This window comes from Burkholderia sp. AU31652, assembly GCF_002223155.1.
In the GTDB taxonomy this organism is placed as follows: Bacteria; Pseudomonadota; Gammaproteobacteria; order Burkholderiales; family Burkholderiaceae; genus Burkholderia.
Genome location: NZ_NKFG01000003.1, coordinates 31,175 through 44,396 on the forward strand (window position 1 = coordinate 31,175; position 13,222 = coordinate 44,396).

At 65.5% G+C, this 13,222-nt stretch carries 13 protein-coding genes and 1 tRNA gene; 6 read left to right on the forward strand and 8 right to left on the reverse strand.

What is annotated here, in order from left to right:
• Positions 1–45: 45 nt before the first annotated feature.
• From CFB40_RS02745 to CFB40_RS02765, 5 genes are all read right to left on the reverse strand, one after another.
• Complete coding sequence (locus CFB40_RS02745; protein ID WP_089430574.1) at positions 46–1,257, reverse strand: type II secretion system F family protein; 1,212 nt, start codon at positions 1,255–1,257, stop codon at positions 46–48.
• A complete protein-coding gene (locus CFB40_RS02750) occupies positions 1,254–2,528 on the reverse strand; it encodes a GspE/PulE family protein (RefSeq protein ID WP_089430575.1) in 1,275 nt (424 codons plus the stop codon). The genes CFB40_RS02745 and CFB40_RS02750 overlap by 4 nt, the downstream gene beginning before the upstream one ends.
• A gap of 83 nt (positions 2,529–2,611) precedes the next feature.
• A complete protein-coding gene (locus CFB40_RS02755; RefSeq protein ID WP_174976218.1) occupies positions 2,612–3,904 on the reverse strand; it encodes an HlyC/CorC family transporter in 1,293 nt (430 codons plus the stop codon).
• A 142-nt stretch (positions 3,905–4,046) separates the two neighbouring features.
• A tRNA-Pro gene (locus tag CFB40_RS02760) sits at positions 4,047–4,123 on the reverse strand.
• Positions 4,124–4,272: 149 nt separating this feature from the next.
• Entirely contained in the window at positions 4,273–5,268 is a 996-nt protein-coding gene (locus tag CFB40_RS02765) for a polyprenyl synthetase family protein (protein ID WP_089424435.1), read from the reverse strand.
• 210 nt (positions 5,269–5,478) lie between these two features.
• On the opposite strand from CFB40_RS02765, the gene rplU reads away from it, so the two are divergent.
• From rplU to proB, 4 genes are all read left to right on the forward strand, one after another.
• Complete coding sequence (rplU, locus tag CFB40_RS02770; RefSeq protein ID WP_006025184.1) at positions 5,479–5,790, forward strand: 50S ribosomal protein L21; 312 nt, start codon at positions 5,479–5,481, stop codon at positions 5,788–5,790.
• Between the two features lie 24 nt (positions 5,791–5,814).
• A complete protein-coding gene (gene rpmA, locus CFB40_RS02775; protein ID WP_006476999.1) occupies positions 5,815–6,078 on the forward strand; it encodes a 50S ribosomal protein L27 in 264 nt (87 codons plus the stop codon).
• 188 nt (positions 6,079–6,266) lie between these two features.
• A complete protein-coding gene (obgE, locus tag CFB40_RS02780) occupies positions 6,267–7,379 on the forward strand; it encodes a GTPase ObgE (RefSeq protein WP_089424436.1) in 1,113 nt (370 codons plus the stop codon).
• 90 nt (positions 7,380–7,469) lie between these two features.
• Positions 7,470–8,588 (forward strand): glutamate 5-kinase, encoded by a 1,119-nt coding sequence (proB, locus tag CFB40_RS02785; RefSeq protein ID WP_039353092.1) that lies wholly within the window; start codon positions 7,470–7,472, stop codon positions 8,586–8,588.
• A 95-nt stretch (positions 8,589–8,683) separates the two neighbouring features.
• On the opposite strand, the gene CFB40_RS02790 is transcribed toward proB, so the two are convergent.
• Positions 8,684–9,292 carry a CNP1-like family protein gene (locus CFB40_RS02790; protein ID WP_089424437.1) on the reverse strand — a complete coding sequence of 203 codons (609 nt, stop codon included), beginning with the start codon at positions 9,290–9,292 and terminating at the stop codon, positions 8,684–8,686.
• 13 nt (positions 9,293–9,305) lie between these two features.
• On the reverse strand, positions 9,306–9,953 hold the full coding sequence (locus CFB40_RS02795) for an RNA pyrophosphohydrolase (protein ID WP_039353086.1): 648 nt from the start codon (positions 9,951–9,953) through the stop codon (positions 9,306–9,308).
• A 218-nt stretch (positions 9,954–10,171) separates the two neighbouring features.
• Between CFB40_RS02795 and CFB40_RS02805 the strand changes: the two genes are divergently transcribed.
• Together CFB40_RS02805 and CFB40_RS02810 are read left to right on the forward strand one after the other, a co-directional pair.
• Positions 10,172–11,908 (forward strand): proline--tRNA ligase, encoded by a 1,737-nt coding sequence (locus CFB40_RS02805; RefSeq protein WP_089430576.1) that lies wholly within the window; start codon positions 10,172–10,174, stop codon positions 11,906–11,908.
• A gap of 21 nt (positions 11,909–11,929) precedes the next feature.
• Positions 11,930–12,532, forward strand: coding sequence for a MarC family protein (locus CFB40_RS02810; protein WP_011350864.1), 603 nt, complete (start codon positions 11,930–11,932; stop codon positions 12,530–12,532).
• Between the two features lie 92 nt (positions 12,533–12,624).
• Here CFB40_RS02810 and CFB40_RS02815 read toward each other — a convergent pair whose 3' ends face one another.
• Complete coding sequence (locus tag CFB40_RS02815) at positions 12,625–13,176, reverse strand: hypoxanthine-guanine phosphoribosyltransferase (protein WP_089424439.1); 552 nt, start codon at positions 13,174–13,176, stop codon at positions 12,625–12,627.
• Between the last annotated feature and the right edge of the window lie 46 nt (positions 13,177–13,222).

Here is a 13,222-nt window from a genome sequence, read left to right on the forward strand (position 1 = left end):
GAGGCTCAAGGTTCGGACTAAAAGGCGACAGAATCGGTTGCGATGCTACACCACGTTGCCGAGCTGAAGGATGGGCAGGTACATCGCGATCACGAGGCCGCCGACGAGTGCACCCAGTACGATCACGATCAGCGGTTCGCCGAGCGCGGCGAGTGCATCGAGACGCGCGTCGAGCTGGCGTTCGCACAGCGCCGCGATGTCGGCGAGCATCGCGTCGAGCGCACCCGTCTCCTCGGCGACGGCGATCGGCTGCACGACGTCGTCCGGAAAGCAGCCGGCCGACTGCATGGCGTCCGCGAGGCGTGCGCCGCGCAGCACGCGGGCTGCGATGTGCGCAGTGGCGTGCTCGAACACCGGATGGCCGGCGGTGCGCTCGAGCGTGGCGAAGGCGTCGGCGAGCGGCACACCGGCGCCGAGCAGCGTCGCCAGCGAGCGGCACCAGCGTGCGGCCGCGTACCGGCTGAGCGCGCTACCCGCGAGCGGCGCGTGCAGCAGTTGCCGCGCGACAGCGTGGCGCAGCGGTGCCGACCGCCGCAGCGCGTGATGTGCGGCCAGCCCGGCTGCCGCGGCAATGGCAAGGAGCCCACCGCCCCATGCCGACAGCGCGGAGGACAGCGCGAGCAGCGCGCGGGTTGGCGCCGGCAGTGCGGCGCCGAACCCGTCGAAGATCTGGCGGAACGTCGGTACCACCCACACCATCAACGCGGCCGAGATCGCGAGCCCGAACAGGATGACGGCCGCCGGGTACGCGAGCGCGGCCCGCAGCTTGCGCCACTGCGCTTCGGTGCGCTCGCGGTGTTCCGCGACCCGCGTCAGTACGATCCCAAGCGAGCCGGACGCTTCGCCGACCTCGATCAGTTGGCGATACAGCGTGCCGAACTGGGATGGATAGCGTGCGAGCGCGTCGGCGAAGCGTCGGCCGCCGACGATCTCGCGGGCGAGACCTGCGGCGATGCGCGGCAGGCCGTCGTGTGGCCGCGTACGCGCGAGCATCTCGAGCGACGGCGCGAGCGGCAACCCGGCCTGCAGCAGGCTCGCGAGCTGGCGCGTGAAGCGTGTGACGTCCCGCGCGCTGGCCGTGGGCGGCCGGGCCGGCCCGCGGACATCGAGCGACAGCACGGCGACGGCGTCGCGTGCGAGCGTGGCACGTGCGCTCGCGGCGTCGAATGCAATGACGGTCCCGCGGCGCGATGTGCCGTCGCGACGGCGGCCACGCCATGCGAAGCGGGTTTCGCGCGGCGGCGTGTGCATGCTCATGCGGCAGGTGTCGCGGCGAGGGCTTCCGCGATGCTCGTCGTGCCGTCACGGACGCGCGCGAGCGCTGCGTCGCGCAGACTGCGCACGCCTTCGGTCGCCGCGCATCGCGCGAGTTCGCCAACACTCGCCCGTGCGACGATGCGTTCCGCCAGCCCGGACGACACCGGCATCGTCTGATGCAGGCCGACGCGGCCGCGATAGCCGATGCCGTGACAGGCCGGACAGCCTCGCGCGACGAACGGCCGCCATCCGGTTGCGAGGGCGGCCGGGTCGCAGCCGGCTTCGCGCAGGACGGGCACCGGTGCGTCCGAGTGCACGCGGCAGGCGGTGCACAGCCGCCTGACGAGGCGTTGCGCGGTGACGAGGTGCAGCGCGGCCGCGAGGTTGTACGGCGCGACACCGATGTCGAGCAGCCGCGCGACGGCGGCCGGTGCGTCGTTCGTGTGCAGCGTCGACAGTACGAGATGGCCGGTCTGCGCGGCCTTGATCGCGACGTCGGCCGTCTCCGCATCGCGAATCTCGCCGACCATGATGATGTCCGGATCCTGCCGCAACAGCGCGCGCAGGGCTGTCGCGAACGTGAGCCCGGCCTTTTCGGCGACGCCGACCTGGCTGATGCCGTCGAGCTGGATCTCGGCGGGATCCTCGACCGTGCAGACGTTGTGCGCGTCGCGATCGAGCATCTGCAGCGCGCAATAGAGCGACAGCGTCTTGCCGCTGCCGGTCGGACCCGTGACGAGTACGAGGCCATGCGGGGCGCGTATCGCGGCCTCCATCGCGGCCGCCTGCTGCGCGTCGAAGCCGAGGCGGGCGAGTGTGAGGTCGGTCGGCATGGTTTCGAGCCGCCGCAGCACCAGCTTTTCACCGAACAACGTGGGCAGCGAGCTGACCCGGTAGTCGCCGCGCGTACCGCCGTCGATCACGATGCGCAGCCTGCCGTCCTGCGGGAGCCGCCGCTCGGCGATGTCCATGCGCGCGAGCACCTTGATCCGTGTGACGAGCGCGTCGCGCAGATGAAGGGGCGGCCGTGCATGTTCGTGCAGCACGCCGTCGATGCGCAGGCGGATGCGCCAGCCGGCTTCGAATGGTTCGACGTGGATGTCGGATGCGTCGCGCACGCGCGCCGCATGAAGCGTGTCCGTCAGCAGCCGCACAGCCGGCGCATCGTCGAGCTGGGCCGCGTCGAGCGCGCGCGGTGCGGTGGCGGGCGACGCATCGGCGTGGGCGGGTGGCTGCGTGCGCAGCGGCGCCCCGGGAGGAGGGAAGTGCATGTGAGCCGGCACGCTGGCCGCCTGTTGACCGTGACCAGCAGATGGTCGCGCGTCGCGGGCGGCGCCGGCAGTCAGCCGTTCGGCTAGCGCGTGGTGGCGCGTGCGGTGCGCGAGCCGCGCGGCTTGAAGAGCTTGACGGTGCGCACGGCCTGATCGTCGCTGCGCATCACCTCGAGCATGACGTCGCCGATTTTCAGGCACACGTCGTCTTCCGGAATTTCCTCGAGGATTTCGAGCACCAGGCCGTTCAGCGTCTTCGGCCCGTCAGTCGGCAGCTTCAGGTGCAGCCAGCGATTCAGTTCGCGCAGCGGCATGCTCGCCGAGACGATGCATTCGCCGTTCTCGTCCCAGCCGCCCTTGCGTTCGCTGCGCGGCATCGACGTCGTGAATTCGCCGATCAGCTCCTCGATGATGTCTTCGGGCGTGACGAGCCCTTCGAGCTCGCCGTACTCGTTGACGACGAGCGCGGTCCGCTGCCGGGTTTCCTGGAAAAACTGGAGCTGCTGGACCACCGGTGTGCCGGACGGCACGTAGTACGGCTCGGCGAGCAGCGCGCGCAGCGTCTCGCGGTCGAATTCCTGGTTGTGCAGCGCGGTCAGCGTCTTGCGGACGTGCAACACGCCGAGCACCTTGTCGATGTCGCCTTCGTAGACGACGAGCCGGTTGTGATAGCAGGTTTCGAGCTGGTGCAGGACGTCGTCGAGCGGTGCGTAGAAATTGAGCGACTCGATCTGGCGGCGCGGCACCATCACGTCGTCGACCGTGATGTTCTCGAGGTCGAACAGGTTGAGCAGGATGCTGCGGTGCTTGGTCGGCATGAAACTGCTCGACTCGAGCACGATGGCCCGCAGCTCGTCGGCCGACATTCTCTGGTCGCGACCTTTCTTCGTGTTGATGCGCAGCACCCACAGCACGCCGTTCGCGAGGGCGTTGACGAACCAGACGACGGGCTTGAACACGCGCATCAGCGGCGCGATCACGAGGCTCGCGGGCAGCGCGATGCGTTCGGGGAACGTCGCACCGACGATCTTCGGCGCGATTTCGGCGAACACGATGATCAGGAACGCGACGATGCCGGTCGCGATCGACAGCGCAAGGTTGTTGCGGCCGAACGTATGCAGCGCGAGCGACGTCGTCAGGACTGGGATGATCGTGTTGAACAGGTTGTTGCCGATCAGGATCACGCTGAGCAGCAGGTCAGTGCGCGTGAGCAGGCCTTGCGTGGTTTTCGCGCCGAGTGCGCCCTGGCTGGCGAGATGCTTCAGCCGATGGCGGTTGAGCGCCATCATCGCGGTCTCGGAAATCGAAAAGAAGCTGGAACAGAGGAGAAGCAGGAAGACGGCGCCGATTTGCGCCCATAAGGGAATTTGGTCCACGCGTTGGAAGGGCAGTGAAGGACTGGGATGGAAGGAATATAGCAGAGGCCGGCGACCGCGATGTGTCGTGCGCGACACAAGGGGCCTGCGGCGGCCGGGTAAAAAAAAAACCGTGCACGAGGTGCACGGTTTTTTACAAATCTGGTCGGGGTGAGAGGATTCGAACCTCCGGCCTCTACGTCCCGAACGTAGCGCTCTACCAGGCTAAGCTACACCCCGATTTTTGCTCTTCCGACTTCGCCCTCTTCGTTAAGAAGAGCTGCGTCGTCACAAGCAAGAACGTAACTATAACGATGTTTTTTCTAAAAGGGAATACTTTGATGAAGAAAATTTTCGAGACAAGGCATCGCTTTGCGTTCGCGGCGTGTTTACGATTGCCGCGACGTCGAGTATGAGCACAACCCGAGCAGGCTTTCCTTATAGATCGAGTCCGGGAACGCGGCGATCGCTGCTGCTGCCGCCTGCGCTTCCTGGCGTGCGCATTCGAGCGTGTGATCCAGTGCGCCCGAGCGCGTGATTGCTTCGAAGATCGTGTCGAAGCGATCGGTGCCGCCCTGTTCGATCGCCTCGCGTGCGAGCGCCGACTGTTCGGGCGTGCCGCGTTCGATCAGATAGATGAGCGGCAGCGTCGGCTTGCCTTCGCGCAGGTCGTCGCCGGCATTCTTGCCCATCGCCTCGGCCGTGCCCGCATAGTCGAGCCAGTCGTCCATGATCTGGAACGCGGTGCCGATCCGGCGGCCGTATTCGGCGGCGGCGGCCTCGGTCGGCGCATCGGCGCCGGCGAGCACCGCGCCCAGACGCGCTGAGGCCTCGAACAGCTTGGCCGTCTTGTAACGGATCACCTGCATGTAGCGCGTTTCGTCGACGTCCGCGTCGTGCATGTTGAGGAGCTGCAGCACCTCGCCTTCGGAAATGATCGTCGTCGCTTCCGACAGGATCTCCATCACGCGCATCTTGCCGACGCCGACCATCATCTCGAACGAGCGCGAATAGAGGTAGTCGCCTACCAGCACGCTCGCCGCGTTGCCGAACAGCGCATTGGCGGTCTGGCGGCCGCGGCGCAGCTCGGATTCGTCGACGACGTCGTCATGCAGCAGCGTGGCCGTGTGGATGAACTCGACGACGGCGGCCAGCACGTGCCGCTGGTGCGACGTCTCGCCGAGCGCGCCGGCGACGAGCAGCAGCAATGCCGGGCGCAGCCGCTTGCCGCCCGCGCCGATGATGTACTCGGCGATCTGGTTGATCAGCAGCACATCGGACGCGAGGCTTTGCCGGATAACGCGATTCACCTGCTCCATGTCAGTGGTGATCGGAGCGAGCAGATGGGCGGCGCTGAGGGTGGGGGAGGCGGTGGACGACGACATGATGATGGAATTGGGTGATGCCGCGGATTATAAGTCGAATCCGCGATATGCCGGTCTGTCAGACGTACCAGCGGCGTGATTTTGGCCGTCCGGTAGAGGCCCGCGCGCGGCAATCGTCAATCGGCTTTGACTTGGGTGCTAACCCCATGTATAATCACGTGTTTTCCGCGCGTGGTGTGCGGAAAAATTGGATCCAGAGTGAGGTTCTCAATGTACGCGGTCATAAAAACCGGCGGCAAGCAGTACAAGGTTGCCGTTGGCGAAAAACTCAAAGTAGAACAGATACCGGCTGACATTGACGCTGAAATCACGCTCGACCAGGTTCTCGCAGTGGGCGAAGGCGAATCGATTAAGTTCGGTACGCCGCTGGTCAGTGGGGCTTCCGTCAAGGCCACCGTTGTGTCGCACGGTCGTCATGCCAAGGTCACCATCTTCAAGATGCGTCGCCGGAAGCACTACCAAAAGCACGGCGGCCACCGCCAGAACTACACTGAGCTGCGCATCGACGCGATCAACGCGTAAGCGCCTCGGTAAAGGAGCAATCAGATGGCACACAAAAAGGCAGGCGGCTCTTCCCGGAACGGCCGCGACTCCGAGTCGAAACGTCTCGGCGTGAAAGTGTACGGCGGCCAGGCAATCAATGCCGGCGGCATCATCGTGCGTCAGCGCGGTACGCGCATGCACGCAGGCGAGAACGTCGGCATGGGCAAGGATCACACCCTGTTCGCGCTGGTCGACGGTCACGTCAAGTTCGCGACGAAGGGCGCGGACAAGAAGCATCTGGTCATCGTTGTCCCGGCGGCTGCCTAAGTTCAGGCACCCACGGGCTTCGTAGCCGAAAGGCCCCGCAGTCTTCGCGGGGCCTTTTTTTATTTGGCCGCCGGGCGCGTGTGCGTTCGGGCGGCCATCGCGCAACCGGCGTACGATCGGCCGAACGGCAGATTGTTCAAGCGCGCCGGCGCGCGGCACAATAGCGGAAATACTGGGCGGAGTGACGAATGAAGTTCATTGACGAAGCACGAATCGAAGTCATCGCCGGAGACGGAGGCGATGGCAGTGCGTCGATGCGCCGCGAGAAATTCGTCCCGTTCGGCGGGCCGGACGGCGGCGACGGCGGCCGGGGCGGTAGCGTATACGCGATCGCCGACCGCAACATCAACACGCTGATCGACTACCGTTACGCGAAGAAGCACCTGGCGCGCAACGGCGAAAACGGGCGCGGATCGGATTGCTACGGCAAGGGCGGCGACGATGTCACGCTGCGCATGCCGGTCGGCACGATCATCAGCGACATGGATACCGGCGAGCTGATCGCCGACCTGACCGAGCACGACCAGCAGGTCATGCTTGCGCAGGGCGGCGCCGGCGGCCTCGGCAACCTGCATTTCAAGTCGAGCACGAACCGCGCGCCGCGCCAGAAGACGGACGGCAAGCCCGGCGAGCGTCGCATGCTGAAGCTCGAGCTGAAGGTGCTCGCCGATGTCGGCCTGCTCGGCATGCCGAACGCAGGCAAGTCGACGTTCATCTCGTCGGTGTCGAACGCGCGGCCGAAGATTGCCGACTACCCGTTCACGACGCTTGCGCCGAATCTCGGCGTGGTGCGCGTCGGCCCGAGCAAGAGCTTCGTGATCGCCGACATCCCGGGGCTGATCGAGGGCGCCGCCGAAGGCGCGGGCCTCGGCCATCAGTTCCTGCGCCACCTGCAGCGCACAGGCGTGCTGCTGCATCTGGTCGATCTCGCGCCGTTCGACGAAAGCGTCGATCCGGTGGCGGAAGCGACGGCGATCGTCGGCGAGCTGCGCAAGTACGATGAGGCGCTCTACGAGAAGCCGCGCTGGCTCGTGCTCAACAAGCTCGACATGGTGCCGGAAGACGAGCGCAAGGCACGGGTCGCGGATTTCCTCGAGCGCTTCGAGTGGGACGGCCCCGTGTTCGAGATCTCGGCACTGACCGGTCAGGGTTGTGAAGCGCTGTGCTACGCGATCTACGACTACCTCTCCGAACATTCGGACGCGCATCGCGCCGCGGAGGCGGAAGATCTCGCGGCAGACGTGCGTTTCCGCGACGCACCGCCTGCCAAGGGCGATGCAGCGCCGGGCGACGACGCCTGAGCGATTCCGGAACGCGCCGGGCGTGCCGCCCGGCGCCGGCGTTCAATTGCGCCCGGTCGGAAAGGCAGCAGATACAGGAGACAGTGCAGGATGCGTTCGATCATCGCGGATTCGAAGCGATTGGTGGTGAAGGTGGGCTCCAGCCTCGTGACCAACGACGGCAAGGGGCTCGATCATGCGGCAATCGGCCGTTGGGCGGCCCAGATCGCCGCACTGCGCGCGCAGGGCAAGGAAGTCGTGCTCGTCAGTTCGGGCGCGATTGCCGAAGGGATGCAGCGGCTCGGCTGGAGCAAGCGACCGCGGGAAATCGACGAGTTGCAGGCTGCCGCCGCCGTCGGCCAGATGGGGCTCGCGCAGGTCTATGAAAGCCGCTTCACCGAGCACGACATCCGCACCGCGCAGATCCTGCTGACGCATGCCGACCTGGCGGATCGCGAGCGTTACCTGAATGCGCGTTCGACGATGCTGACGCTGCTGCGGCTTGGCGTCGTGCCGATCATCAACGAGAACGACACGGTCGTCACCGACGAAATCAAGTTCGGCGACAACGATACGCTCGGCGCGCTCGTTGCAAACCTGATCGAAGGCGATGCGCTGATCATCCTGACCGACCAGTCGGGGCTGTTCACGGCCGATCCGCGCAAGGACCCGAACGCGACGCTCGTTGCGGAAGCCAATGCAGGCGCGCCGGAACTCGAGGCGATGGCCGGCGGCGCGGGCTCCAGCCTTGGCCGCGGCGGGATGCTGACGAAGATCCTCGCGGCGAAGCGCGCGGCGCACAGCGGCGCGAACACCGTGATCGCGAGCGGCCGGGAGGCCGACGTGCTCGTGCGTCTGGCGGCCGGTGAGGCGATCGGCACGCAACTGATCGCACGTACCGCGCGGATGGCGGCGCGCAAGCAGTGGATGGCCGACCATCTTCAGGTGCGCGGCCATGTCGTGATCGACGCAGGCGCGGTCGAGAAGCTGACGGCCGGCGGCAAGAGCCTGCTGCCGATCGGCGTGATCGACGTGCAGGGCGCGTTCGCGCGCGGTGAAGTCATCGCGTGTGTCGGCCCCGACGGGCGCGAGGTGGCGCGTGGGCTCACGAACTACAGCAGTGCGGAGACGAAACTGATTCACCGCAAGCCGAGCGGCGAGATCGAATCCGTGCTCGGCTACATGCTGGAGCCCGAATTGATCCATCGCGACAACCTGGTGCTGGTGTGACCATTCGAGCAGGTTCCGGCCGCCAAACGAAAAAGCCCGCGTGATGCGGGCTTTTTTCTTGCGGCGAACAGGGGCGCGGCGGGCGCCGCACGCCGTCAGCGCAACTGGCTCATCGCGGTGCGGTGAAACCGGATGTTCTCCAGGATCTGCTGGGTCGAGCCCTGCGGCATCTTGTTCGCGCAGAAGTAGTCCTGATAGAGCGCCGAATGGTAGGCATTCAGTTCGCCGTTCTCGATGCGCCGCCAGTCGTTTTCGACGGTGCGATCCCAGCCGTCGTGTTCCGAATTCAGGCCGGCATACTGGCGCCATTCGTAGGTGTCGCAGCGGATGCCTTCGTAGTTCACGTTGCGCGCGCCGGCCGGGCTCGTGATGACGACCGCGTAGCGCACGACGCCATCGGTGCCGACCGCCAGCGACTTCGCATCGACGAAGAACTTGAGCGGCGTGTTCTGCGATACGTTGAACGGCAGCAGGTCGCCCGTCTGCGGCAGCGGCGGCAGCGAGTCGACCGTGTTTTCCTTCCACGTGCCCTGGCGGTCCAGCAGATACACGAACTCGCTGTCATCCTTGTTGGTGGGCGTCTTCGAATTCGCGCAACCTGCCAGCGTGGCCACCGCGGCAATCGATGCGAGCGCGAGAGCAATCGCTTTCAATATGCATTCCTCGTAAAAAAAGGGCGCGACACCAAGGTCGCGCCCGGTCATGCAGTTCGATTCGTCATTTGCCGACGATCACGTGGGGCGGCATCTCGTCGAGCGTGCCCGCTTCCACTTCGATCTCCGAACAGACTACCGATGTGTCGACAATCGTCAGCGTCTGCTGGGCCTCTACGCCAATGACGCGCGGATAGCGCGACAGACGCGGCCCACGCGGCTTCTCGGCTCGCTGCGCCGGGCGGCGCAGGAAGCGCGACAGTTCCGTCAGCGCCAACTGATAGACATCCCGCTTGAACTCGATCACCGCATCGAGCGGCACCCAGTACTCGTTCCAGCGCCACGCATCGAACTCCGGGTGGTCGGTCGCGCGCAAGCAAATGTCGCAATCGCGTCCAACCATCCGCAGCAGGAACCAGATCTGCTTCTGGCCGCGGTAATGACCGCGTACTTCGCGTTTAATGAACTTGTCAGGCACCTCATAACGCAACCAGTCGCGTGTGCGGCCGATTATCTTGACGTGTTCCGGGTGCAGGCCCGTTTCCTCGTGCAGTTCCCGGTACATCGCCTGCATGGGGGTCTCGCCGTACTTGATCCCACCTTGAGGAAACTGCCAGGAATGCTCGCGGAGCCGCTTGCCCCAAAACACCTCGTTGCGCGCGTTCAAGAGGATGATGCCGACGTTCGGGCGAAAGCCTTCACGATCCAGCATACAACCACCTTCGAATCCTTTAAAATTGCTTTGATTATAAACAGATAACGGGCGCTGCGCACCGTGACGGAGCGAATCCGCGCGGGGCACACCGGCTGAATTGTCCCTGATTAGTCTGCTACGTCATCTGCGCCATCGCCGTTCGTCGCGCGCAGCTTTTTCACCTTGAAACTTTTTCGGGCGCCCCGCCTGGGGGCGCCGTTTTTGGAACCGTCCGCATGAAAGCTTCCCGTTTCTTTATCGGCACCCTGAAAGAAGCACCCGCCGACGCAGAGATCGTCAGCCACAAGCTGATGGTGCGCGCCGGCATGATCCGTCGCGTCGCCGGCGGCATCTATAACTACCTGCCGGTCGGCTTGCGTTCGATTCGCAAGGTCGAGGCAATCGTGCGCGAGGAAATGAACCGGGCGGGCGCCATCGAGCTGCTGATGCCGGCCGTGCAACCCGCCGAACTGTGGCAGGAATCGGGCCGCTGGGAGCAGTACGGTCCCGAGCTGCTGCGCTTCAAGGACCGCAAGGACAACGACTTCGTGATCGGGCCGACGCACGAGGAAGTCATCACCGACATCGCGCGCAACCAGATCAAGAGCTACCGGCAGATGCCGGTGAACTTCTACCAGATCCAGACGAAGTTCCGCGACGAGATCCGTCCGCGCTTCGGCGTGATGCGCGGCCGCGAATTCATCATGAAGGACGCATACTCGTTCGACAAGGACGCGGCCGGCCTGAACGAGTCGTATCGCAAGATGTACGACGCGTACGTGCGCATCTTCACGCGTCTCGGCCTCGAGTTCCGTGCGGTCGCGGCCGACAGCGGCTCGATCGGCGGTAACTTCTCGCACGAATTCCACGTGATTGCCGACACCGGTGAAGACGCGATCGCGTACTGCCCGACGTCCGAGTTCGCGGCGAACATCGAGGCGGCCGAAGCGTTGCCGCTGATCGCCGAACGCGCGGCGCCGGCCGAAGCGATGGAGAAGGTCGCGACGCCCGGCAAGGCGAAGTGCGAAGCCGTCGCCGAGCTGCTGGCCATCCCGCTCGAGCGCACGATCAAGTCGATCGTGCTCGCGACCGACAACGAAGGCGCCGAGCCGACCATCTGGCTCGTGATGCTGCGCGGCGATCACGACCTGAACGAGATCAAGGTGTCGAAGCTGTCGGGCCTGAAGAACCACCGCTTCGCGACCGAGCAGGAAATCGTCGAGTGGTTCGGCACGCCGCCGGGCTATCTCGGCCCGGTCGGCACGAAGAAACCCGTGAAGGTGATCGCGGACCGCACGGTCGCGAACATGAGCGACTTCGTCGTCGGCGCGAACGAGGTCGACTACCACATCGCTGGCGTGAACTGGGGCCGCGACCTGCCCGAGCCGGACGTCGCCGACGTGCGTAACGTGAAGAAGGGCGACCCGTCGCCGGACGGCAAGGGTGTGATCGACATCTGCCGCGGCATCGAGGTCGGCCACGTGTTCCAGCTCGGCACCAAGTATTCGGAAGCGATGGGTGCGACGTTCCTCGACGAGTCGGGCAAGCCGCAGCCGATGCTGATGGGCTGCTACGGCGTCGGCGTCACGCGCATTCTCGGCGCGGCGATCGAACAGAACTTCGACGACCGCGGCATCATCTGGCCCGAGTCGATTGCACCGTTCGAAGTCGTGCTGTGCCCGATGGGCTATGACCGCAGCGACATGGTGCGCGAGACCGCCGACAAGCTGTACGCGGAACTCGTCGCAGCCGGCATCGACGTGATCCTCGACGATCGCGGCGAGCGCCCGGGCGTGATGTTCGCCGACTGGGAGCTGGTCGGCGTGCCGCATCGCCTCGTGATTGGCGAGCGCGGCCTGAAGGAAGGCAAGATCGAGTATCAGGGCCGCCGCGACGCCGAAGCGACGCTGCTGCCGGCCGACACGGCTGCGGCGACGGTCGCGGAGAAGATCCGCGCCGCGCTCGCGCGCTAAGCGCACCGACCGGGGAACGCGGTGGAATACACCTTCCTGTCGGCCACCGTGCTCCTGGTGCTGATCACCGATCCGCTCGGCAACATCCCGCTGTTCATTTCGGCGATGCGGGATGTGCCGCGCGAGCGGCGCGTGAAGCTGATCCTGCGTGAAGTGGGGATCGCGTTCGTGATCCTGCTGTTCTTCATGCTGGTCGGTGATCGTTTCCTGCGGATGATGAGCCTCACCGACCTGTCGCTGCGGCTCGGCGGCGGGATCGTGCTGTTCCTGATCGCGCTGCGGATGATCTTCCCGCATCCGGACGGCGCGCTCGGCAACGATCCGCGTGCGGGCGGCGAGCCGTTCATCGTGCCGCTCGCGATTCCGGCGCTCGCCGGGCCGTCCGCGCTCGCGACGGTGATGCTGCTGACGTCGCAGGGACCCGGCAAGATGCTCGAGTGGGTCGGCGCGCTGACGGTCACGATGATCGTCTGCGCGGTGACGCTGGTGCTGGCCGAGCGGATCCAGCAATGGATCGGCGAGCGGACCGTCGCGGCGTTCGAGCGCCTGATGGGCCTCGTGCTCGTCGCGATTTCGGTCGAGATGATGCTGGGCGGCGTCCGCGCGTTCGTGCACCAGCTGTAGGGCGGGGCGGGGCACACCCAAGACGCCAAAAAAAGCGGCGCGCCGGGAAACCGGAGCGCCGCTTTCTATTTATATAGTGCGGAGCGGGGCGCTCAGACGTTCGTGGTCAGCGCACGGATCGTCGGCAGGTTGCGCCAGTAGCCCTTCGCATCCATCCCGCAGCCGAACACGTAGCGGTCCGGTACCGCGAAGCCGCAGAAGTCGGGGTGCAGCGGCTTCGCCTTCGCGAGCGTCTTCTCGCACAGCACGGCCGACATGAAGCGCTTGGCGCCCATGTCGAGAATGCGGTCGCGGATCGCGGCCATCGTCTCGCCTTCGTCGAGGATGTCATCGAGCACGAGCACGATCCGGTCTTTCACCGATTCGCGCGGCGCGACGCGCCAGTGCATTTCCGGGCTGCCCTGCGTCGTGTTGCGGTAGCGGGTCAGGTGGATGTAGTCGAATTCCAGCGGGAAATCGAGATGCGGCAGCAGCATCCCGGTAAACACCGCGGCGCCGCCCATCACCGAGAGAACGAGCGGGAACGCGTCGCCGATCTCGGCGCGGATCGCGTCGGCCATCTTGGAGATCGACGCGTTGACGGCGTCCGCCGAGACGATCTCTTCGGAGTGGTTGAAAATGTGGAGGGCTTCTTCGCGGTTCATGTGTTCTGGCGGGCAGTCGGTATACAAATAAGAATGAAGCAGAACG